Below are 20,736 nucleotides of genomic sequence, written 5' to 3'. Positions count from 1 at the left end.
ATCCTCAGAAGGCCAGGCTCAGATGTTCGGCAATCGGCCCCAGTGCGAGGGTCGGCAAGAACGTCAGCCCGCCTACCAGCAAAATGGTCACGGTCAACAAGGTCACGAACAGTGGGCCATGGGTCGGGAAGCTGTTCTGGTTCAGCGGCGCGGTTTTCTTCGCCGCCAGACTGCCTGCCAACGCCAGCACCGGCAGGATGTAACCGAAGCGGCCGAGGAACATCGACAGGCTCATCAAGAGGTTGTGGAACAGCGTATTGGCACTGAAACCGCCAAACGCCGAGCCGTTGTTGGCCGTGGCCGAGGTGTAGGTGTAAAGCAGCTGGCTGAAACCGTGGGGGCCGGGGTTACTTACCGAACCTGCCGGGCCGGGCAACGAGGCAGCAAGAGCGCCGAACACCAGCACGCCAACCGGCATCACGATCAGTGTCGCGACCAGCAGTTTCACTTCTCGGGCCTGGAGTTTTTTGCCGAGGTATTCCGGGGTGCGGCCGATCATCAGGCCGGCGAGGAACACCGCAATCAGCACGTTCAGCAGCATCCCGTACAAGCCTGCGCCGACGCCACCGAAGATCACTTCGCCAACCATCATGTTGGCCAGCGCGACCATGCCGCTCAGGGGATTGAGGCTGTCGTGCATGCCGTTGACCGAGCCGTTGGAAGCCGCGGTGGTGGCGCTCGCCCACAGTACGGTCGCGGTGGTGCCGAAGCGGGTTTCTTTGCCTTCCATCGGCGCGGTCTGTTCCACCGTGGCCATGTTCAGCGTCGGGTTGGGCTGATATTCGGCCCACATCGCCGTCGCGCCGCCGATCAGGAACAGCGCCAGCATGCAGGCGATGATCGCCCGGCTCTGGCGCAGGTCCTTGACGTAATGGCCGAAGGTGAACACCAGCGCCACCGGGATCAGGATGATCGACACCAGCTCGAACAGGTTGCTCCAGGCGGTAGGGTTCTCGAACGGGTGCGCCGAGTTGACGCCGAAGAAGCCGCCACCGTTGGTGCCCAGTTGCTTGATCGCGATCTGGCTCGCAGCTGGGCCCAGAGGAATGGTCTGGTCGGCGCCTTGCAGGGTCACAGCGTCCACGTAATGAGCGAAGGTTTGCGGCACACCTTGCCACACCAGGAACAACGCCAGCAGGATGCACAACGGCAGCAGCCCATAAAGGGTGGCGCGGGTCATGTCGGTCCAGAAGTTACCCAGGTGTTGCGTCGAGCGGCGGCTGATGCCACGGCAGAACGCGACCAGCACGGCGATGCCGGTGGCGGCGCTGACGAAGTTCTGTACAGTCAGCCCGGCCATCTGGCTCAGATAACTGAGGGACGCTTCGCCGCTGTAGCTCTGCCAGTTGGTATTGGTGACGAAGCTCATCGCGGTGTTGAACGCCAGCGACCATTCCATCCCTGGCAGCGCCTGGGGATTGAGTGGCAGCGAGCCCTGAAACAGCAGAATGGCGAACAGCGCGATAAAACCTGCCAGGTTGAACGCCAGCAAGGCTAGTGTGTAGGTTTTCCAGTTGTGCTCAATCTTTGGATCAACGCCAGACAGGCGATAGCAAATACGCTCCACCGGCCCCATGACTGGCGTCAGAAAAGTCCGCTCGCCTTCCATTACTTTGTAGTAGAACCGCCCGAGCATCGGCGCGGGCAGCAGCACCAGCGCGAAAAACGCGAGGATCAGCAGATAGTCGTAACCGTGCATGGCCGTCACTCCTCGACCCGGCCGGCGCGCAACAACGCCACCAGCAAGTACACGAACAACCCTGCTGCCAACAGCAGAGACACCCCATCCAGAACGCTCATGAAAACTCTCCGTCATACGGCGATTGCCGCTTGGGGTCATTGTCGTCAGGAGGGGTGTAAAGGAACGAGAGCGACGGGTGGGGCTGGGCATAAAGAATGTGTAAAGCCGAAGCCGGATAAAGGCCCGGACGGCGTAACGGCGGTTTTTACGCGGGCGAGTGAACGCGAAACCTGTGGGGCCTTATCCAACTTTTTCGCCGTATACATCACCCGTGGGAGCGGACCTGTCCGCGAAGGGTCCAGTACATTCGACACATTTGTTTGGCGCGACCCATCGCTTTCGCGGACAGGTCCGCTCCCACAAGACCTGCGTTAACGTCAAACTCCGCGCCGCTGCAGGCTTGCCGCTTGAAGCTTGAAGCTTGTACCTTCCCTGATACATTTCCGACAATCCCCCGACACGCGCTCCACGCACCCTTCCGCCCGACGCGCCAGCGCAGTAGCATGGCGGCGTCGTTCTTCACTCGCGGCCAGTCGATGGCGGCTCCACATGGCGGCAGCAGTACATGCAAACACTTTCCGACAGCAACACCGCCACCGGCACTGAAGACCGGCGCTGGACCACCCGCGCCTTGATCGTCGACGACGACGTGCCGATCCGTGAGCTGCTGTGCGATTACCTTGCGCGCTTCAATATTCACAGCACCGGTGTGACTGACGGCACGGCCATGCGCCAGGCGCTATCGGAAGAAACCTACGACGTTGTGGTACTGGACCTGATGCTGCCCGGCGAAGATGGCCTGTCGCTGTGTCGCTGGTTGCGCAGCTCGTCCGACATTCCGATCCTGATGCTGACCGCCCGTTGCGAACCCACCGACCGCATCATCGGCCTGGAACTGGGCGCCGACGATTACATGGCCAAGCCGTTCGAGCCGCGAGAGCTGGTGGCGCGCATCCAGACCATCCTGCGCCGGGTTCGCGATGACCGCAGCGAAGAACGCACCAACATCCGTTTCGACAACTGGCGCCTGAACAGCGTGTTGCGCCAACTGACCGCGCCAGATGGTCTGGTGGTGCCGCTGTCCAATGCTGAGTTTCGCCTGCTGCGGGTTTTCCTCGAACGTCCGCGCCGGGTGCTCAACCGCGAGCAATTGCTCGACGCAGCACGGGGCCGCTCCATCGAGGCGTTCGACCGCAGCATCGATTTGCTGGTCTCACGCCTGCGACAGAAGCTGGGAGATGACCCGAAGTCGCCGCAACTGATCAAGACCGTACGCGGTGAGGGTTACATGTTCGACGCCAGGGACATCGGTTGATACGTTCGGCTGACACGCTCTTCGCCCGCCTGTTCGGCGGCGCGCTGCTGGCGATCATTCTGGCGCACCTGCTGGCGTTTATCTGGTTCAGTCATTACGGCTCTCCCCCCCCGCACCCTCCTTGCGAGCAGTATCAACCTGGCGATTCGCAGTCGCCGCCGCCCATGCAAGGCAAACCGCGCGAACACCGTCCGCCACCCTTGGGCGGGCCCATCGTGCCGCTGATTTTCCAGTTCATCACCCTGATCGTCGCCGCCTGGTACGGCGCCAAAGCCTTGGCTCGCCCGGTGCAGCGCATCAGTGAAGCCGCTGAACGCCTGAGCGAGAATCTCGACAGCCCGCCGCTGCAAGTCAGCGGGCCGCGGGAAGCGCGGCAGGCCGCCATGACCTTCAACCTGATGCAGCAGCGCATCCGCGAGCAGGTGCAGCAGCGCGGTCGCATGCTGGCGGCGGTTTCTCACGATTTACGCACGCCATTGTCGCGCCTGAAACTGCGCGTCGAGCAGATCGACGAGCCCAAGCTGCACGGGCAGATGACGCAGGATCTTAACGACATGATTGGCATGCTGGATGCCACCCTCACCTATCTCAACGAACAGCGCACCAGCGAGGCGCTGCAGTATTTCGACGTGCAGGCGCTGATCGAATCCCTCACCGAAAACGCCCAGGACAACGGCGATGACGTGCAGAGCACCGGCCAATGCCGACCGCTCAAAGCTCAACCCATGGCGCTGCGCTCGTGCCTGAATAACCTGATCGACAATGCTTTGCGCTATGCCGGGCATGCCCGGATCGAGATCGAGGATTCGCTGATCAGCCTGCGCGTTCGGGTTATCGACAATGGGCCCGGCATCGCCGAAAACCTGCGTGAGGCGGTATTCGAGCCGTTCTATCGCCTTGAAGGCTCGCGCAACCGCAATTCCGGCGGCGTCGGCATGGGCATGACCATCGCCCGCGATGCTGCGCGGCGCATGGGTGGAGAGTTGCGCCTGGAAGAAACACCGGGTGGCGGGCTGACTGCGGTGCTTGATTTGCCTCGTGTGTAAATCTCCAGAGCTGATGCAAGACGACCTGTAGGAGCCAACTTGTTGGCGACAGGAGGCTGATGCGGTGGATCAGGTACGCCGCCTCGCGAACAAGTTCGCTCCTACAGTGCTCTGCGTAAGCCCTCCGTTACAATCTCCACACACCCACGACACTTCCCTGCGCAACGCTGCATAAGCCGGTGCACTGTCACAGGCTTTATCAATCTGATGGGGAGTCAGTCCGATGGTCAACAGCGTCAGCGGCAGCAGCAGTTATTCCAGTTACATCGCCTCAAATACCAGCACGACCTCAACCAGCAACAGCAAGAAATTTGCCGAAGCATTGCTCAGCAAACTCGACACCGACGGCGATGGCAGCATCGACAAGGACGAGTTGAGCAGCGCGCTGTCCTCTGACTCCAAGGACGGCGTCACTGTCAGTCTGAGCAAGGCGTTCGGTGATCTGGACAGCGACGCCAGCGACAGCCTTAGCGCTGATGAACTGGCCGCGCTGACGCCACCCCCTCCTCCACCGATGCAGATGGACGGCTCATCAGCGGCTGATGATGCGCAAAGTTTGCTGAGCGCGCTGGACACCGATGGCGACGGCTCGGTCAGCACCGATGAACTGAGCGCCGCCCTCAGCAGCGCTGGCAGCACCACTGACAGCTCACAAGTGTTTGACGCCCTGGACACCAACGAAGACGGTACCGTCAGCCTCGACGAACTCACCGCCAGCCTGCAGACCCAACAACCGCCACCGCCGCCCCCCTCCGCCGAACAGTCCAGTGAGGAGCTTTTCAGCGCTCTGGACACTGACGGCAGCGGCGCAATCAGCGCCAGTGAACTGACCTCGGCACTGTCCTCCGACAGCAACAGTCAGCAGCAAAGCAGCAGCCAATCGGCCGAAGCCTTGAGCCGGATCGTCGCGGCCATTAGCGACAGCTACAGCCTCACCAGCAGCGCGACCTCAGGCAAATACGTCAGCCTCGCTGTCTAAGCCGTTCGAGCAATAAAAAACCGCCGCTGACGCGAGTCCAGCGGCGGTTTTTTACGGGGAAACTTCAAGCCCGCGGCGTTTGCGCCCGGTTACTGCCCACCCAGTCCAGCAGCAGACTGTAGGCCACGGCGAGCAACGTCGGCCCGATAAATAGACCGATGAAGCCGAACGCCAGCAGGCCGCCGAATACGCCGAGCAGCACGATGACCAGCGGCAAGTTACCGCCCCGGCTGATGAGGTACGGTTTGAGCACGTTGTCCACACCGCTGACGATGAACGTGCCCCATAGCCCGAGGAAGATCGCCATTCCGTAATCGCCTTTCCAAGCCAGCCAGGCGGTGGCCGGAATCCAGATCAGCGGAGGCCCCATCGGCACCAGACTCAGTAGAAACGTGCCGATACCCAAAACCAGCGCGCCGGGCACACCGGCAATCAGGAACCCGATCAGTGCCAGCAGCGCTTGGGCAGCGGCGGTGCCGATGACCCCGTTGACTACTCGTTGCACAGTGCCCGCCACCAGATCGACGTAGTACTGCGCCCGGTCGCCGATCAGGCGCTCAAGCAGGCTGAGCACAAACGCCGCCAGTCGTGGCCCGTCACGATAGAAAAAGAACACGAACACGATACTCAGGGTCAGCTCGAGAATTCCGCCGCCGATCTGCGCGCTGCGCGCCAGCAGAAAGTTACCGACCTGGCCCAGATACGGCCGCACGCTGGTCAGCATCGCCGCACCTTGCTGGTCAATCGTGTTCCAGAAACTCACCAGCCGTTCTCCCACGATGGGCACACTGGCAAGCCAAGTGGGTGGATCTGGCAGACCATCGACCTGCACGTCTTTGATGAACACCGTGGCATCGCGCACGTGATCCGCCAGGTTGAACCCCAGCCACACCAGCGGCGCGAGCACCAATACCGCCCAACCCAGGGTCAACAGCGCCGCAGCCAGAGACTCACGACCTTTGAGCCAGCGCGTCAGCAGACGCATCAAGGGCCAACTGGCAAACGCCAGCACCGCGCCCCAGAACAGTGCCGACCAGAACGGCGCCATCACCCACAGGCAAGCACCGAGCAGCGCCAGGAGCAGAATCTGCACCAACAGGCGATCATTATTGAGCATGGTCCATCCCGCAGAAAAACATGAAGACACAAAGCATAACGGCGAACACCGGCTGTGCCAGCATTCGCCTGTTCGCGATTGAAGAAAGCGCCTGATACGGATCGCGGCTCAGCGAATCAGTTCGATCACCAGCCCCGTTGCATCAGCGTTGCCTGCTTCCAGCCGCGCGGCTCGCACACCTTTGCTCACCAGCGCCTGACGCCAGTCTTCGGCTTGCTTGCCAGAGACCGTCACTCGCAGGCTGCTGTCCAGGTTCAAACCACGGGACAACAAAGTGATCCAGGGTTCGGCGGGCGCCGCCGTGAGCATCGGCAAATCAAGCTCTCCGGTGCTGCGCAACTGACGCAACAGGGTTGCCGATGTTGGGAGCAATTCGCCCAGCGGTGCTAGCGCCTGGAACTGCTCCACGTGCAGATAGGCGCGACGGTTGCCACGAGTGATGCCGTACAACGCAACCAGCGTGTCGTTGTTCGGCGCTGCCAGACGCAAAAGCAGATATGCCTGCTGATCATCGGCGCCATACAGCTTGGCGTTGCCGAACACTTCGTTGGCCCACAGGCTGCTTTCGCCGCAATCGCGGGCCTGACACCAGAACAACAGCTGAGCACCCTGCTTTTGCAGCGCTTTGCGGGCCTCGGTGAAAGCTTCGTCGGAGGTGTGTTCGAGGGGGATTTGATAGGTAATGGCGGTGACGTTGCCACGGGCGCTCACTTGACCATCGAAGCGCAACTGTCCGCTGATCTTGCGGATCGAGCCCATGGGATAGACCCGCTCCAGCTCGGCGCTGGGCCGATAGTCGACGATCTCGGCATCGGGCAACCTGGGCACGCTGGCCAGGTCCTGACTGCCAGCAACATCATCGGCATGGCTGAACGTGCTGAACGTACACAAACAGAACAACAACCCGAAGGCACGGGAAAAACCTGAGGGCGTGCTCATCGGCTCGATGTCGTAAAAGGGAAATTGCAAAACGCGCGGATAAAGGCGCTGTGTGAAATACCGGCAGGGTTGCCAGGGGCGGCGCGGTGTTGGTCCGTCATGGGTGTCTCCTGTCTCAACCCGCTCAGCCTCGACAGTTGCCGGTCGCAAGTCAAGGAACAGCGAAGAACCGATTGAAACAGTCTGCAACAGAGCGCGCGCCAGCCTCGTCGTTGAGGTGCAGATGATGCCCGCCGGCCAAGTGTTTGACCTCGAACGGCAGGCCGGACAGCAGATCCTGATTCTTCGCCAGAATGCCGTCTTCGGCCACGATTAGCTGCGTCGGACAGGTGATGGCTTCGACAAACCCCATAGCTTGGGCGCGGGTCAGGCGAATCGGCGAGGCCAGCGTGAGTCTACTGTCACTGCGCCAGGTGTAGCCGCCCGGCACCGGCATCAATCCGCGTTGCGCCAGCAGTTCCGCTGCTTCACGGCTGACCGCTACCGCGCCCTTCATGCGCGCTTCCACGGCTCGGTCGATCTCGGCGTAAACCGGCTTGCGCTTGGCGGATTGATTGAGTTGCGCCTGCAAAGCGGCGCCCATGCGCTCGGCAGCGCTGTTGGATTCACCCAGCGGGGGGATCAAACCATCAATCAACGCCAGTCGATTGATTCGGTGCGGCAAGGCGCCCGCGATAATGACCGAAACGATTGCGCCCAACGAATGACCCAACAGGGAGAACTTCTCCCAACCCAATTGCTCGGCCACTTGCAGCACGTCGTGGGCGTAATCCGGCAGACCATAACCGGCGCCGGTTGGCCGATGATCTGAATGCCCGTGCCCTGCCAGATCCAACGCGACGATGCGCAGCCCTTCAAGCTTGGGCGCCAACCTAGCGAAGCTGTTGGCGTTGTCGAGCCAGCCGTGCAGGGCAATAACCGGCAGACCGTCCTGCGGGCCGAACAGATGGGCAGCCAACTCGATGTGCGGCAGGCTCAGCCGGACTTCTTCAACGCTGCAACTCATGCGCTGGCACGCTCGCCACTGGTCAGGTTATTGGAAGAGTCACGGCGCAAGGTCCAGCGGGCAAATAATGTTTTGAGCATGAGCGCGGTGTCCTCGGGGTGCTCCAGCGGAAACATATGCCCGCCGGGCATGGAAAGGTACTCCCCTTCGCGCATGCTTTTCACGGAATACGCATGATGACGCCGTACCACCTGGCTATGCTCGCCACGCACCATCGCCAACGGGACGCGCAGCTGCCGCGCGAGACCGGGACTGGTATGGGGCACGCTGCGATAGATGCTGATTTCGGTGGCGGGGTCAAAACGCAGTCGCAATTTATCGCCATCTGCCTGCAGACCGTGCAGCAGATAGGCCTCGAAGCATTCCGGGTCGAAACGCCGGAAGAGGGTTTTGCCGGAAAAATAATGTCGCGCCGCATCAATGTCGGAAAACTCTTCACGACGCCCCAGAGTCCGACCGGCCGGGGTGATGCGATCAATGAAACCGAAGCGCTTGGCGGCGCGGATCATCCACTGATCAAACAGGGTCAGCACCGGAGAATCCAGCATCACTACCCCCCGGTACAGCTCCGGGCAACGCAGCGCGGCATGGTAATGGAGTACGCCACCCAAGGAATGGCCAACGCCCCAGACAGGCTCGGGTTGTTCACGCAGATGGTGGATCAGCTCGTCCACCAGCTCTGCCCAATTATCGTTCACCGGAAAACGCGGGTCGTGGGCGTGCTGGTCCAGGTGTGTCACCCGAAAATCAGTGCCCAAGGCGGCAAACAATTTGCCGTAAGTGGCGGAAGGAAAGCCATTGGCGTGAGCGAAGAAGACAGGTTGAGTCATGCCAGCGCATCCCGGGTGAGTGCAGATCAGGCTGCAATTGTGGGCACGCGCTGAGAACACGGCAATGACCGGAAGCGCCATCGACAGTGGCACTCCGGTCATGAAGTCAGTTCATTGCGATTTACAAAGCTTGAGTAAACCGGTCGAGACACGCCTTGATGTAGGCGACCTGAAAACCAAAACCCTCCTTGATCTGCGTTTTGACTTCCTCGGACGGCTTGGTTTTTTTTGCAGCAAGAATACCTTTTTGCATGCACTGAACGGCTTCGTCGGCAAGTTTCTGAAACGCAGGCAGATCAGGCGAGCCCGGCAGCGCTGCGCTCATTGCCTCATAAACGGCATCTGCCTCGTCTCGCAAAGCCTGAAATTCGGTGTTGGTCAGTACTTTGTCTGCGTAGACATTTGCCACCCATCCCTCAAGCCCCATCGGTTGATTAGCCATTTCAATCCTCCTTGAACTATGTACGTCTCACCATGAGACGTGTTCACAGTAGGCGCGAAGGAAAAAGGCGGCAAAGACCGTATTGAGCGCAGGAATGGCCTGCAAATAGCGAATCGAAATTAGCGGCCCGGCGGTTGCTCACCGTGGGGCACTACCGCGATGGTCAGCCGGGATATGCAGCTGGCCTTGCCTTCGTCGCTGGTGAGGCGAATATCCCAGACGTGGGTCGTGCGACCGATGTGTACGGGCCTGGCGACAGCGGTGACGCGACCGCTGCGTAAACCTCGCAGGTGATTGGCGTTGATCTCCAGGCCGACACAGAAGTATTTGCTGGTATCGATGACCAGATAGCTGGCGGTGGAACCTACCGTTTCCGCCAATACCACCGAGGCCCCGCCATGCAACAGGCCGTAAGGCTGGTGGGTACGGTGATCGACCACCATGCTGGCTGTGAGGGAATCGTCGTCGACACTTTCGAACCGGATGTCGAGCAGTTCGCCGATGGTGTTTTTTTGCATCGCATTGAGCGCATCAATGCTCGGAGGGGTACGCCAAATCGTCATGTTCATTCCTTTGTTGTTGTGATTTCACTCATGCAGCGATGACCTCTGTAGGAGCCAACTTGTTGGCGAGGCGGTTTATGGGTTGCGGCAGTAACATTGCCTCGCGAACAAGTTCGCTCCTACAGGGGATGCCGTACGCCTGCCAGCTCCATCGCCCCCGCCAGCGGAAATTCCCCTTCCAGCTGTGCAAGGCTGGCAGTCTGCATCGCCTCAGGCTGTTGGCGGTTGCCATGCACCGCCAGTCCAATCAGCGCGCCCACCAGCGGCTGATGGCTGACGAGCAGCACTTCATCGCCGGCATACAGGTCCAGGTTATCCAGTACTTTGCGCGGGTCGCTGTCTGGCGTCAGCCACGGGACGGTGACGATTGACTCACTGAACCCCAAGGCCTGACGTACCAGTTCGGCAGTTTGTTGGGCACGCACGTACGGACTGGCAATGATCCAGCGCAACGGACGGCCCAAAAGATGAGCAGCACTGCTCAACACTTCTTCACGACCCTTGTCAGTCAACTCGCGTTCGGCGTCGGTGCGCGCCCGGTTTTGAGCCTCGCCATGACGCAGAATCCAGAGCGTCACAGTTTTGGTTCCTCATCACGCACTGGATGAGCGGCGGCAGGCACGGTATGGGGCGCCTCGCCTTCAGGCGCACGCGGCGCTGGCCAATCGGCGAATGGCCAAGGCTTTTGATCGGTGTGGAACGTTCCAAAACGACCGATCTGGGCCAGAAACTGGCTAAGGCTATCGCCGAATTGCATCATGCTCAGGCTCGGTGCGCCGTAGAACAGCCGATAAGCCAACTGCACCAGTACCACCACAGCCAGCACCAGTTCGGCGACTTGCCATACCACCACGAACACCACCATCCACAAAATACGCAACAGCATTGATTCGTTTTGCTTGAATCTGGACTCGTTCAAGAGCTTCTCCACCTGAGTTGATTCAGTTGAAACCACTGGTCGAAATGAAATCGACATCGGTTTTGGGTTCGGCACGCATCAGCAGTTCAATCACTTGTTCAAGGGTACGACCTTCAAACAGAATCGCATGCAGACCCGCGACCAGCGGCATGTAGACCTGAAGCTCCTGGGCCTTGGTCTTGAGCACTTTGAGCGTATTGACGCCTTCGGCGACTTCGCCCAGTCGGGTGACGGCTTCATCGAGGCTCAAGCCTTGGCCCAGCGCAAAACCGACTTGATAGTTGCGGCTTTTGGGCGATGAGCAGGTAACGATCAGGTCGCCGACCCCGGCAAGCCCCAGAAATGTCATCGGGTTGGCGCCCTGGCTCACCGCGAATCGGGTCATTTCAGCCAGCGCACGGGTGATCAGCATACTTTTGGTGTTCTCCCCCATGCCTAATGCCACAGCCATGCCGGAGATGATGGCGTAAACGTTTTTCAGCGCACCGCCCAACTCGACCCCGAACCGGTCCGTGCTGGCGTAAACCCGGAACGTGCGACCGTGCAGAGCGGCCTGAACCTGCTGGCAAAGGTCTTCGTCTTCACTGGCGACGACCGTAGCGGTCAACGCGTGCTCGGCAATTTCCCTCGCCAGATTGGGGCCTGACAGCACACCGATGCGTGCTTGCGGCGCGATGTCTTCGAGTATTTCACTCATCAGCTTGAAGGTGTCAGCTTCGATCCCTTTGGTCAGGCTGACCAGCATTTTGCCGGCGAGCAGTTGCACATGAGGAGTCAAAACCGAGCGCAAGGCGCTGGAGGGTAACGCCACGAAGATCAGTGCGCAGGCCTCAAGCGCTGCGTTTATATCGGTGACCGGCTCAACGCCGTCGAGCACCTTGATCCCCTTTAGGTAGCGCGGGTTTTCGCGATTGACGCGAATCGCCTCGGCCTGCTCGGGGTCGCGCATCCACTGCACCACCCGATGGCCGTTCTCCGCCAGCAGATTGGCTACGGCCGTACCGAAGCTGCCGCCGCCAAGCACTGCGATAGGTTGCTGTGGGGTCATAAAACAATCCAGTGAGAGCCATCACATCTGGCGATGGCAGCATTATACGGAGCGTTGCGGATGCGACCAGCGGCAAAAGCACCGCAGCAGGCATCTCATCCAAGGCCTACGGACAGGGAGGAAAACAACTACAGCTCGGTTAAGATGCCCGGCCTCCAGGAAAATTCATGTGATTGGCCTATAAGCTATGGTTACGACGCCTCCCAACGAGACCTGACTCGATGATCCGAACGTGTATTCCCGGCTGCCCATATCTGGCGCGGCTTCACAAGGTCGACGCCCCGTGAAAGGGCGGACGTGCGCAGGTAATCTGCGATGACGCTGCGGCGCAGGTGGAGCATCAGCACCCGCACGCAAGTCCTCAGCCTTGGGCCTGCACTGCTGCTGACCCTGCTGTTGATCAGCTTTTTTACCGTTGTGCGGATTCAGGATCTGCGCCAGGAACTCAACCACACCGGCCAACTCATCGCCAACCAACTGGGCCCCGCATGTGAATATGGCGTGATCGTTGGCAACAAGGGCGTGCTGGAAAGCCTGATGAAGGCCACGATGGCGACGCCTCACGTGCGCTTTCTTGAAGTACAGGACAACAGCGGCCGCGTGTTGGTGCGCGTCGAACAGGCCAGCGGCAAACAATCGCCAGCGCGGCAGATTGAAGTGTTCCAGTCACCTATACGTTTGCAAATGACCAGGCTTGGCGGTGTCATTGCGCCGGGCTCGGCGGACGGCAGCGCCTTGACGGAGGATTACCTGGGGCGCGTATTGGTAGGGATGTCCAGCGAAGCGTTCAATCAGCGCGAACAGGAAATCCTGCTGAAAGCCGGAATCCTTGCGCTTTTCGCGCTGCTGTTCACTTACATACTGGCGCGGCGTCTGGCCTTGAGCCTTTCGCAACCGATCAGCGCCATGAGTAAAGCGGTCAAGGCGATCCAGAACGGCGAGTACACAACGCCGCTGCCAGTGGCCGATGACGCCGAGTTGGGAGACCTTGCGCGCCACATCAATAACCTGGCGTTTGATCTGGAGAAAGCCAGCCGTGAGCAAAAACAGGCCATGGATGAGTTGATCAGAACCCGTGAGGAAGCGGAACGGGCGAACAGCGCCAAGTCCGAATTCCTCGCCATGATGAGCCATGAGTTGCGCACGCCCATGAACGGCGTGCTGGGTATGTTGCAGTTGATGGAAACCACGAAGATGACTGACGAGCAGGCGGAGTACTCGGCACTTGCTACCGAGTCCACCGAACACTTGCTGCGGGTCATCAACGACATCCTCGATTTTTCTCGCTTCGAACGCGACGCGCTCGAACTGGAGAACATTCCCTTCAACCTTGCAGAACTGCTTACGACTTCGGTACAGGCGTTTGCTCACAATGCTCAGCAACGCGGTCTGGCCCTGGACCTTGAGCTGCATGAAGGTATTGATCGACTGCAAGTCAGGGGCGATCCGACGCGTATTCGCCAGGTGTTGGTCAATTTGATCGGCAACGCGCTCAAGTTCACCGAGTTTGGCAGCGTGCGCGTCGAAACAATGTGGACCCTGGCCGATGCCGAACACGTCAATTTCAAATGCGCGGTCCGGGACAGTGGCATCGGGATTTCCCCCCAATTTCTTGAACTGATGTTTGACCCGTTTCAGCAGGCCGATAACTCGATCTCCCGGCGCTACGGCGGCACCGGGTTGGGCCTGCCTATCGCGCGCAATCTGGCCGAACGAATGGGCGGCACGCTGACTGCCGAAAGCCATGAAGGGCTCGGCTCATTGTTTACGCTGCAGATCCCGCTGCGACTGGTGCATAGGTCACTGGCTGACGCCGCAGAGCTGGCGGCCCATGACCCACAACACAGTCCCGATGCCAGAGTGCTGCTGGTTGAAGACAATCCGGTCAACCGAACAGTCGTTGAAGCCATGTTACGCAGCCTGGGGTTGCTGGTCAGCGTTGCAGGCGATGGCGCACAGGCGGTGAGCATGGTGAGTAAAGAAAAATTTGCGCTGGTATTAATGGATTGCCGACTGCCGGTCATGGACGGCTACGAGGCAACGCGGCGAATCAGGGAAATGCCGGGCCTCGAATCGCTGCCGATAATTGCCCTGACTGCCAACGCCCGCCACGGTGACCGAGACATTTGTCTGCAAGCCGGAATGAACGATTACCTCGCCAAGCCGTTCAAACGTACTGATTTGCAGCAGGTTTTGCAGCGCTGGCTGACCGCTAAGGCATCTGCGACTGGCGATAAATGCTAAATTGCGGCAGTCTTATGTGCCGATTCGTCACGTGGAAAGCTGCGGACGAAAAATTTCAGTGCACAGGTGTACATTCATTTCGCCCGTGCTGTGACTTTCACTACAACGACATAGTCTATGAGTAGGCTGCCAGCAGAGGAATGACCCGCTGGTCAGATTGGGTAGCACTTCTAAACCCTGCACCCCTGCCGCACAGGATTATCGAGGAGCTTGCATGACCAAACAAAACGCCTTTACCCGGGAAGACCTGCTGCGCTGCAGTCGCGGCGAGCTGTTTGGCCCAGGTAACGCGCAACTGCCCGCCCCCAACATGCTGATGGTTGATCGCATCACTCACATCAGTGAAGAAGGCGGCAAGTTCGCCAAAGGTGAATTGGTCGCCGAACTGGATATCACTCCGGACCTGTGGTTCTTCGCCTGTCACTTCGAAGGTGATCCGGTGATGCCAGGTTGCCTGGGCCTTGATGCCATGTGGCAACTGGTCGGTTTCTTTCTGGGCTGGCAAGGCCTGCCGGGCCGCGGTCGCGCACTGGGCTCCGGCGAAGTGAAGTTCTTTGGCCAGGTCCTTCCGACCGCCAAGAAAGTCACCTACAACATTCAGATCAAACGCGTCCTCAAAGGCAAGCTTAACCTGGCCATCGCCGACGGTTCGGTCAGCGTTGACGGTCGCGAGATCTACACTGCCGAAGGCCTTCGCGTCGGCGTGTTCACTTCCACTGAAAATTTCTAAGGGTATTCGCATGCGCCGCGTCGTTATCACTGGTCTGGGCATTGTTTCCTGCTTGGGCAATGACAAAGACACCGTCTCCGCCAACCTGCGTGCAAGCCGCCCTGGCATCCGATTCAACCCGGAATATGCCGAAATGGGTCTGCGCAGCCAGGTATCCGGCTCCATCGACCTCAACCTCGAAGAACTGATCGATCGCAAGATCTATCGTTTTGTCGGCCATGCTGCGGCCTATGCCTACCTGGCAATGAAGGACGCCGTTGCCGACTCCGGCCTGACCGAAGAGCAGGTTTCCAACCCGCGCACCGGTCTGGTGGCAGGTTCGGGTGGCGCTTCGACGCTCAACCAGATGGAAGCGCTGGATATCCTGCGCGAAAAAGGCGTCAAGCGTGTAGGTCCGTACCGCGTGACCCGCACCATGAGCAGCACGGTTTCGGCATGTCTTGCGACGCCCTTCAAGATCAAAGGCCTGAACTACTCCATCGCTTCTGCCTGCGCCACCAGTGCTCACTGCATCGGTACCGCCATGGAACAGATCCAGATGGGCAAGCAGGACATCGTGTTCGCCGGCGGCGGTGAAGAAGAGCATTGGAGCCAGTCGTTCCTGTTCGACGCAATGGGCGCGCTGTCCAGCAAGCGTAACGACACTCCGGAACAAGCGTCCCGCGCCTATGACGCAGACCGTGATGGCTTCGTCATTGCTGGCGGCGGCGGCATGGTGGTGGTCGAGGAACTGGAACACGCTCTGGCCCGTGGCGCGAAAATCTACGCGGAACTGGTCGGTTACGGCGCGACGTCCGATGGCTACGACATGGTTGCCCCAAGCGGCGAAGGCGCAATCCGCTGCATGCAGCAGGCGCTGTCCACCGTTGAAGGCCCAATCGACTACCTCAACACCCACGGTACCTCCACTCCTGTCGGCGACGTCAAGGAAATGGAAGGCGTACGTGAAGTGTTCGCTGGCAACGCTCCGGCCATCAGCTCCACCAAGAGCCTGTCCGGTCACTCCCTGGGCGCCGCTGGCGTTCACGAAGCGATCTACTGCCTGCTGATGATGGAAGGCAACTTCATGGCTGGTTCGGCCAACATCGACGAGCTGGACCCGGCCGTCGCTGACATGCCGATCCTGACCAAGACCCGCGAAGATGTGCAGGTCAATCAAGTGATGAGCAACAGCTTCGGCTTCGGCGGCACCAACGCCACCCTGGTGATGAAGCGCTGGACTGGCAAGTAAGTCGCTCACACGTAACACCTGAAAAGGCGCCTTTCGAGGCGCCTTTTTTGTTGGAAATCCATGGATACCGTGGGAGGGAGCCTGCTCACCATGAGGGTGGTAAATCCAATCAACCCCCATAGGACAAATAACGCATCGCGAGCAAGCTCCCTCCCACAGAGGAACGCTCACGGTTTAAGCTCTGCCCATGCCACCTACCCCGTCGAGAGCCACGACATGCTGACCATCAAACCCCGAGCCGAAGACGTCGAAGGCCAGCCGATTCTGCGTCCCCTTCCCTCTGCGCAATGCCGCAGCGTTGGCCCGTTCGTGTTCTTCGATCACATGCTGGAAACGGACTACGCCCCCGGTCACGGCATGGACATTCGCCAGCATCCGCACATTGGTCTGTCGACGCTGACCTACTTGTTCGAAGGGCAGATCCAGCACAAGGACAGTCTGGGTAGCGATCAGCACGTGCAGTCCGGCGAAGTCAGCTGGATGACGGCCGGACGTGCGATCGCACACGTAGAGCGCACGCCTGAAGACTTGTTGCAAAGCGGCTCAAGGCTGCATGGCCTGCAAGTATGGCTGGCATCGCCCAAAGCTCACGAGCAAGGCGAAAGTCACTACAGCCATCACCGGGCTGACGAACTGCCCGTTAGCGACAGCATGGGCATCAGAATACGCATGATCGCTGGCAGCGGCTTCTGCCTGACATCGCCCGTGCCAGTACTCTCACCCACGTTGTATGCCGAACTGCACCTGCAGAACGCGACAACGCTGATGATCCCCAATGAACACGAACAACGCGCGCTGTATGTGATCGAGGGCGACGTGCTGTTGGATGGCGAACCGGTTGAAGCCCGCAGCCTGGTGGTGCTCACACCTGGCGATGAGCCGACATTGTGTGCAGAAAGCGAGTGCCACGCCGTTTTGATCGGCGGTACGGCACTGGACGGGCCGAGGAGGATGAACTGGAATTTCGTCGCCAGCGATGCCGCGTTAATTGACCAGGCTCGGGCGAAGTGGGCAGCCGGTGATTGGCCAACGGTGCCGGGGGAAGTGGAGCGGATTGAGTTGCCGGCCAGTCCGAAAGCCAGACCACAGCCGTTGTAAACTAACAATTCCCCCGTAAGGGCGAACTTGTTCGCGAGGCGGCGGTGCATTCAATGCATCCTGGCCGATTGCAATAACCGCTCGCGAACAAGTTCGCTCCTACAGAAGATTGTGCGTTACTTGGCGAATACTTCATCCAGCAAGTTGTACATGGACTGGAACGCGCGGTCCGAGACTTTCTTGTTGTACATCTGCTTGCCCGGATTGTTGGCTTCAGGGTCCGTGAACGAGTGGTACGCACCGCCGTAACTCAGCAGCTGCCAATCCACGCCAGCAGCGTTCATTTCGTCTTCAAAGGCCGGCAACTGCTCTTTGGGCACCAGGGGATCGGAAGCACCGTGCATCACCAGCACCGAGCCTTTGATGTTCTTGGCATCAGCCGGGTTCGGCGTATCGAGGGTGCCGTGGAATGAGACAGCGGCTTTCAACGGAGCCCCGGTGCGCGCCAATTCCAGAGAGCAGCAACCACCGAAGCAGAAGCCGAAGGTCGCCAGTTTGCCAGCATCTACCGCTGCATCCTTTTGAGCCGTCAGTTGATCGAGCGCTGCCTGCATGCGCTTGTTCAGCAATGCGCGATCATTTTTCAGCGGCATCATGGCGGCAAGCGCTTCGTCGCCATTTTGCGGACGCACGCTCTGACCATAGAGGTCGGCCAGCATGACCACGTAACCCTGAGCTGCCACGTTTTTGGCAATTTGCTCTGCGCCTTCACCGACACCCATCCAATTAGGGGCCATCACCAGGCCAGGACCTGCGCTTGCGCCCTCAGTGAATGCCAGACGGCTCTCGTAGCTCTCGCCGTCAACCTGATACACCACGGAACGGACAGTAACGTTGCTCATTGCTGACTCCTGCATTAAGGAAAGTAGTGAAAACGGATACCGCAAAATGACAAAACCCGCCGAAGCGGGTTTTGCATTCACCTGATGTTAAACCGACAGCTCGACCAATAACTTGTTCAAACGGCGTACGTAAGCAGCCGGATCTTTCAAGCTATCGCCTGCAGCCAGCGCAGCCTGATCAAACAAGATGTGCGACAGATCGCCAAAGCGCTCTTCGTTTTGCTCGTTGTCCAGCTTGCCGATCAGCGGGTGGCTTGGGTTGAATTCGAAGATGGGCTTGGAATCCGGCACCTTCTGACCACTGGCTTCAAGGATCTGACGCATTTGCAGTCCCAGATCCTGCTCACCGATAGCCAGGATCGCAGGCGAATCAGTCAGTCGGTGGGAAACCCGCACTTCGCTGACAGCCTCGCCCAACGCGGACTTCAGACGCTCGATCAGACCTTCCTTGTCCTTGGCGACTTCTTCCTGAGCCTTCTTGTCCTCTTCGGAATCAAGCTTGCCCAAGTCCAGATCACCGCGGGCCACGTCGACAAAACCCTTGCCATCGAAGTCGCTGACGTAGCTCATCAGCCACTCATCGATGCGATCGGTCAGCAACAGCACTTCGATGCCTTTCTTGCGGAAGACTTCCAGGTGAGGACTGTTTTTGACCTGCGCGTAGCTTTCGCCAGTGAGGTAATAAATCTTGTCCTGACCTTCCTTGGCGCGAGCAAGGTACTCGGCCAGGGAAACGCTTTGCTCGCCGTCTTCGCTGGAGGTGGAAGCGAAGCGCAACAGTCCGGCGATTTTTTCCTTGTTGGCGAAGTCTTCTGCCGGGCCTTCTTTCATGACCTGACCGAAGTTTTTCCAAAAGCCTTTGTATTGCTCTGGTTCGTTCTTCGCCAGTTTTTCCAGCATGTCCAAGACGCGCTTGGTCAAAGCCGACTTCATCGAATCGATGATCGGATCTTTCTGCAGGATTTCTCGGGAAACGTTGAGTGACAGGTCATTGGAATCGACCACACCCTTGATGAAGCGCAGGTACAGCGGCAAGAACGATTCAGCCTGATCCATGACGAACACGCGCTGAACATAGAGCTTCAGGCCACGTGGCGCTTCGCGCTGGTACAGGTCGAACGGGGCGCGGGCCGGTACGTACAACAGCGAGTTATATTCCAGCTTGCCTTCGACCTTGTTATGGCTCCAGCTCAGCGGGTTCTCGAAATCGTGAGCGACGTGCTTGTAGAACTCCTGGTATTCCTCGTCCTTCACTTCAGTACGCGGACGGGTCCAGAGTGCGCTGGCGCGGTTGACGGTTTCCCACTCGGCGGCAGGCTTCTCCTCGCCTTCAGCAGCGGCCTGTTCTTTAGGCAGCTCGATCGGCAAAGCGATGTGATCGGAGTACTTCTTGATGATGTTGCGCAGACGGTAACCGTCAGCAAACTCGTTTTCGCCCGGCTTGAGGTGCAGCACGATACGCGTACCACGCTCGGCCTTCTCGACGGTGGCGATTTCGAATTCGCCTTCGCCCTTGGACGACCAATGCACGCCTTCGCTGGCAGCGAGGCCGGCACGGCGACTGTAAACATCCACTTTGTCAGCGACGATAAAGGCCGAGTAGAAGCCGACGCCAAACTGACCGATCAGGTGCGAGTCTTTTTTCTGGTCGCCAGACAAGTGCTTCATGAAGTCGGCAGTACCGGATTTGGCAATCGTGCCCAAATGGGTGACTGCGTCTTCACGGCTCATGCCGATCCCGTTGTCTTCGAGGGTGACGGTGTTGGCGTCTTTATCGAAGCTCACGCGGATTTTCAGTTCTGCGCCGCCTTCGAGCAGGTCCGGTTGCGACAAGGCTTCAAAGCGCAATTTGTCGACAGCGTCAGAGGCGTTCGAGATCAATTCGCGGAGAAAAATCTCCTTGTTCGAGTACAGCGAATGGATCATGAGGTGCAGCAGCTGCTTTACCTCGGTCTGGAAGCCCAGGGTTTCCTTTTGAGTTTCCACACTCATGGTCATCAAACTCCGATCAGATGGCATTAGTCACCAAGTCAGGTCAGACCTGAGCTTGGCAGCGGGTTGTCATCAAGGTGGGGGCTGGCAGACGGATTTCAAGAGGCGTGAAAACAGGATCGTTGAATCTGCGCCGTGCCAGGCTGCAATTAGCGATAACCGCGCACACTCAATAGAGCAAAAACGTTTAACCCGTCGGGCAAACTAAGCCATGCGTAAGGGCACTGAAACACTTATTCATTTCTATACGCGAAATGTGGAACTTAACTTATAGGCCCATGCTCGAAGGCTCGTAGATATTCAATAAGGAGAAACACCCCATGCGTAAATCTTTAGCCATCGCCCTGATGCTTTCTGCCACCCTCGGTCTCGCTGCCTGCGACAAGAAATCCGAGGACAAACAACAAGATGCCAATAAGGCCGCTCAAGAATCCCAGGAGTCGATGCAAAAGGCTCAAGACAAAGTAAACGACGCTGCCAAAGAAAGTCAGGAAGCTGCTCAGAAAAACGCCGAAGCTGCGCAAGAGCGCGCTAAAGAGGCAAATCAGCAGGCTCCTGCCCCAACTAAGCAGTAAAGCCCCAAGTTTCAAAAACAATAAAGCCCGCACTCAGCGGGCTTTATTGTTTTGGGCAGAAGATCAAACCGTCAGGATT

At 59.0% G+C, this 20,736-nt stretch carries 21 protein-coding genes; 8 read left to right on the top strand and 13 right to left on the bottom strand.

What is annotated here, in order from left to right:
- Positions 1-4: 4 nt before the first annotated feature.
- Both kdpA and kdpF read right to left on the bottom strand, forming a co-directional pair.
- Positions 5-1,699 carry a potassium-transporting ATPase subunit KdpA gene (gene kdpA, locus ACWKV9_RS23595; RefSeq protein ID WP_483838518.1) on the bottom strand — a complete coding sequence of 565 codons (1,695 nt, stop codon included), beginning with the start codon at positions 1,697-1,699 and terminating at the stop codon, positions 5-7.
- Positions 1,700-1,704: 5 nt separating this feature from the next.
- Positions 1,705-1,800 (bottom strand): K(+)-transporting ATPase subunit F, encoded by a 96-nt coding sequence (kdpF, locus tag ACWKV9_RS23590; protein ID WP_037009437.1) that lies wholly within the window; start codon positions 1,798-1,800, stop codon positions 1,705-1,707.
- Positions 1,801-2,306: 506 nt separating this feature from the next.
- On the opposite strand from kdpF, the gene ACWKV9_RS23585 reads away from it, so the two are divergent.
- The 3 genes from ACWKV9_RS23585 (at position 2,307) to xopAW (ending at position 5,081) form a co-directional block, all read left to right on the top strand.
- A complete protein-coding gene (locus tag ACWKV9_RS23585) occupies positions 2,307-3,056 on the top strand; it encodes a response regulator (RefSeq protein ID WP_483838517.1) in 750 nt (249 codons plus the stop codon).
- The gene (locus ACWKV9_RS23580) at positions 3,053-4,102 is read left to right on the top strand and encodes an ATP-binding protein (RefSeq protein ID WP_483838516.1); all 1,050 of its coding nucleotides are present in this window, start codon (positions 3,053-3,055) and stop codon (positions 4,100-4,102) included. The genes ACWKV9_RS23585 and ACWKV9_RS23580 overlap by 4 nt, the downstream gene beginning before the upstream one ends.
- A 223-nt stretch (positions 4,103-4,325) precedes the next feature.
- Positions 4,326-5,081, top strand: a complete 756-nt coding sequence (gene xopAW, locus ACWKV9_RS23575) for a XopAW family type III secretion system calcium-binding effector (RefSeq protein ID WP_483838515.1) — start codon at positions 4,326-4,328, stop codon at positions 5,079-5,081.
- A 64-nt stretch (positions 5,082-5,145) separates the two neighbouring features.
- Here the strand turns inward: xopAW and ACWKV9_RS23570 are convergent, their stop codons facing one another.
- The 9 genes from ACWKV9_RS23570 to ACWKV9_RS23530 form a co-directional block, all read right to left on the bottom strand.
- Positions 5,146-6,198 carry an AI-2E family transporter gene (locus ACWKV9_RS23570; RefSeq protein ID WP_483838514.1) on the bottom strand — a complete coding sequence of 351 codons (1,053 nt, stop codon included), beginning with the start codon at positions 6,196-6,198 and terminating at the stop codon, positions 5,146-5,148.
- Positions 6,199-6,306: 108 nt separating this feature from the next.
- Positions 6,307-7,137 (bottom strand): DUF4892 domain-containing protein, encoded by an 831-nt coding sequence (locus ACWKV9_RS23565; protein WP_483838513.1) that lies wholly within the window; start codon positions 7,135-7,137, stop codon positions 6,307-6,309.
- A gap of 151 nt (positions 7,138-7,288) precedes the next feature.
- The gene (locus tag ACWKV9_RS23560; RefSeq protein WP_483838512.1) at positions 7,289-8,143 is read right to left on the bottom strand and encodes an alpha/beta hydrolase; all 855 of its coding nucleotides are present in this window, start codon (positions 8,141-8,143) and stop codon (positions 7,289-7,291) included.
- Complete coding sequence (locus tag ACWKV9_RS23555) at positions 8,140-8,973, bottom strand: alpha/beta fold hydrolase (RefSeq protein ID WP_483838511.1); 834 nt, start codon at positions 8,971-8,973, stop codon at positions 8,140-8,142. The genes ACWKV9_RS23560 and ACWKV9_RS23555 overlap by 4 nt, the downstream gene beginning before the upstream one ends.
- Positions 8,974-9,094: 121 nt before the next feature.
- Entirely contained in the window at positions 9,095-9,415 is a 321-nt protein-coding gene (locus ACWKV9_RS23550; protein ID WP_483838510.1) for a hypothetical protein, read from the bottom strand.
- A 119-nt stretch (positions 9,416-9,534) separates the two neighbouring features.
- Positions 9,535-9,978, bottom strand: a complete 444-nt coding sequence (locus ACWKV9_RS23545; RefSeq protein WP_483838509.1) for a hotdog fold thioesterase — start codon at positions 9,976-9,978, stop codon at positions 9,535-9,537.
- Positions 9,979-10,097: 119 nt separating this feature from the next.
- A complete protein-coding gene (gene sixA / locus ACWKV9_RS23540; protein ID WP_483838508.1) occupies positions 10,098-10,556 on the bottom strand; it encodes a phosphohistidine phosphatase SixA in 459 nt (152 codons plus the stop codon).
- Positions 10,553-10,897, bottom strand: coding sequence for a DUF4389 domain-containing protein (locus ACWKV9_RS23535; RefSeq protein WP_483838507.1), 345 nt, complete (start codon positions 10,895-10,897; stop codon positions 10,553-10,555). The genes sixA and ACWKV9_RS23535 overlap by 4 nt, the downstream gene beginning before the upstream one ends.
- 22 nt (positions 10,898-10,919) lie before the next feature.
- Positions 10,920-11,945, bottom strand: coding sequence for an NAD(P)H-dependent glycerol-3-phosphate dehydrogenase (locus ACWKV9_RS23530; protein WP_483838506.1), 1,026 nt, complete (start codon positions 11,943-11,945; stop codon positions 10,920-10,922).
- A gap of 315 nt (positions 11,946-12,260) precedes the next feature.
- Between ACWKV9_RS23530 and ACWKV9_RS23525 the strand changes: the two genes are divergently transcribed.
- From ACWKV9_RS23525 to ACWKV9_RS23510, 4 genes are all read left to right on the top strand, one after another.
- Positions 12,261-14,189: a response regulator gene (locus tag ACWKV9_RS23525; RefSeq protein ID WP_483838505.1), complete on the top strand. Its 1,929-nt coding sequence runs from the start codon at positions 12,261-12,263 to the stop codon at positions 14,187-14,189.
- A gap of 214 nt (positions 14,190-14,403) precedes the next feature.
- Complete coding sequence (gene fabA, locus ACWKV9_RS23520; protein ID WP_483838504.1) at positions 14,404-14,919, top strand: 3-hydroxyacyl-[acyl-carrier-protein] dehydratase FabA; 516 nt, start codon at positions 14,404-14,406, stop codon at positions 14,917-14,919.
- A gap of 10 nt (positions 14,920-14,929) precedes the next feature.
- A complete protein-coding gene (gene fabB, locus ACWKV9_RS23515; protein ID WP_483838503.1) occupies positions 14,930-16,150 on the top strand; it encodes a beta-ketoacyl-ACP synthase I in 1,221 nt (406 codons plus the stop codon).
- Between the two features lie 216 nt (positions 16,151-16,366).
- Positions 16,367-17,248, top strand: coding sequence for a pirin family protein (locus ACWKV9_RS23510; protein WP_483838502.1), 882 nt, complete (start codon positions 16,367-16,369; stop codon positions 17,246-17,248).
- A gap of 116 nt (positions 17,249-17,364) precedes the next feature.
- Here ACWKV9_RS23510 and ACWKV9_RS23505 read toward each other — a convergent pair whose 3' ends face one another.
- Positions 17,365-18,090: a dienelactone hydrolase family protein gene (locus ACWKV9_RS23505; protein WP_483838501.1), complete on the bottom strand. Its 726-nt coding sequence runs from the start codon at positions 18,088-18,090 to the stop codon at positions 17,365-17,367.
- An 87-nt stretch (positions 18,091-18,177) separates the two neighbouring features.
- Entirely contained in the window at positions 18,178-20,082 is a 1,905-nt protein-coding gene (htpG, locus tag ACWKV9_RS23500) for a molecular chaperone HtpG (RefSeq protein ID WP_483838500.1), read from the bottom strand.
- Positions 20,083-20,402: 320 nt separating this feature from the next.
- Between htpG and ACWKV9_RS23495 the strand changes: the two genes are divergently transcribed.
- Positions 20,403-20,657, top strand: coding sequence for a hypothetical protein (locus tag ACWKV9_RS23495; protein ID WP_483838499.1), 255 nt, complete (start codon positions 20,403-20,405; stop codon positions 20,655-20,657).
- Positions 20,658-20,736 lie beyond the last annotated feature (79 nt).

It is taken from the genome of Pseudomonas corni (assembly GCF_057128765.1).
Note: the sequence above shows the minus strand (reverse complement) of the source record. Positions and strands in the feature narration are given on the sequence as shown.

What these genes read in the sequence shown, in the direction of transcription:
- kdpA (WP_483838518.1), bottom strand. Translation starts at nt 1,699, where the DNA reads ATGCACGGTTACGACTATCTGCTGATCCTCGCGTTTTTCGCGCTGGTG.
- kdpF (WP_037009437.1), bottom strand. Translation starts at nt 1,800, where the DNA reads ATGAGCGTTCTGGATGGGGTGTCTCTGCTGTTGGCAGCAGGGTTGTTC.
- ACWKV9_RS23585 (WP_483838517.1), top strand. Translation starts at nt 2,307, where the DNA reads ATGCAAACACTTTCCGACAGCAACACCGCCACCGGCACTGAAGACCGG.
- xopAW (WP_483838515.1), top strand. Translation starts at nt 4,326, where the DNA reads ATGGTCAACAGCGTCAGCGGCAGCAGCAGTTATTCCAGTTACATCGCC.
- ACWKV9_RS23570 (WP_483838514.1), bottom strand. Translation starts at nt 6,198, where the DNA reads ATGCTCAATAATGATCGCCTGTTGGTGCAGATTCTGCTCCTGGCGCTG.
- ACWKV9_RS23565 (WP_483838513.1), bottom strand. Translation starts at nt 7,137, where the DNA reads ATGAGCACGCCCTCAGGTTTTTCCCGTGCCTTCGGGTTGTTGTTCTGT.
- ACWKV9_RS23560 (WP_483838512.1), bottom strand. Translation starts at nt 8,143, where the DNA reads ATGAGTTGCAGCGTTGAAGAAGTCCGGCTGAGCCTGCCGCACATCGAG.
- ACWKV9_RS23555 (WP_483838511.1), bottom strand. Translation starts at nt 8,973, where the DNA reads ATGACTCAACCTGTCTTCTTCGCTCACGCCAATGGCTTTCCTTCCGCC.
- ACWKV9_RS23550 (WP_483838510.1), bottom strand. Translation starts at nt 9,415, where the DNA reads ATGGCTAATCAACCGATGGGGCTTGAGGGATGGGTGGCAAATGTCTAC.
- ACWKV9_RS23545 (WP_483838509.1), bottom strand. Translation starts at nt 9,978, where the DNA reads ATGACGATTTGGCGTACCCCTCCGAGCATTGATGCGCTCAATGCGATG.
- ACWKV9_RS23530 (WP_483838506.1), bottom strand. Translation starts at nt 11,945, where the DNA reads ATGACCCCACAGCAACCTATCGCAGTGCTTGGCGGCGGCAGCTTCGGT.
- ACWKV9_RS23525 (WP_483838505.1), top strand. Translation starts at nt 12,261, where the DNA reads ATGACGCTGCGGCGCAGGTGGAGCATCAGCACCCGCACGCAAGTCCTC.
- fabA (WP_483838504.1), top strand. Translation starts at nt 14,404, where the DNA reads ATGACCAAACAAAACGCCTTTACCCGGGAAGACCTGCTGCGCTGCAGT.
- fabB (WP_483838503.1), top strand. Translation starts at nt 14,930, where the DNA reads ATGCGCCGCGTCGTTATCACTGGTCTGGGCATTGTTTCCTGCTTGGGC.
- ACWKV9_RS23510 (WP_483838502.1), top strand. Translation starts at nt 16,367, where the DNA reads ATGCTGACCATCAAACCCCGAGCCGAAGACGTCGAAGGCCAGCCGATT.
- ACWKV9_RS23505 (WP_483838501.1), bottom strand. Translation starts at nt 18,090, where the DNA reads ATGAGCAACGTTACTGTCCGTTCCGTGGTGTATCAGGTTGACGGCGAG.
- htpG (WP_483838500.1), bottom strand. Translation starts at nt 20,082, where the DNA reads ATGAGTGTGGAAACTCAAAAGGAAACCCTGGGCTTCCAGACCGAGGTA.
- ACWKV9_RS23495 (WP_483838499.1), top strand. Translation starts at nt 20,403, where the DNA reads ATGCGTAAATCTTTAGCCATCGCCCTGATGCTTTCTGCCACCCTCGGT.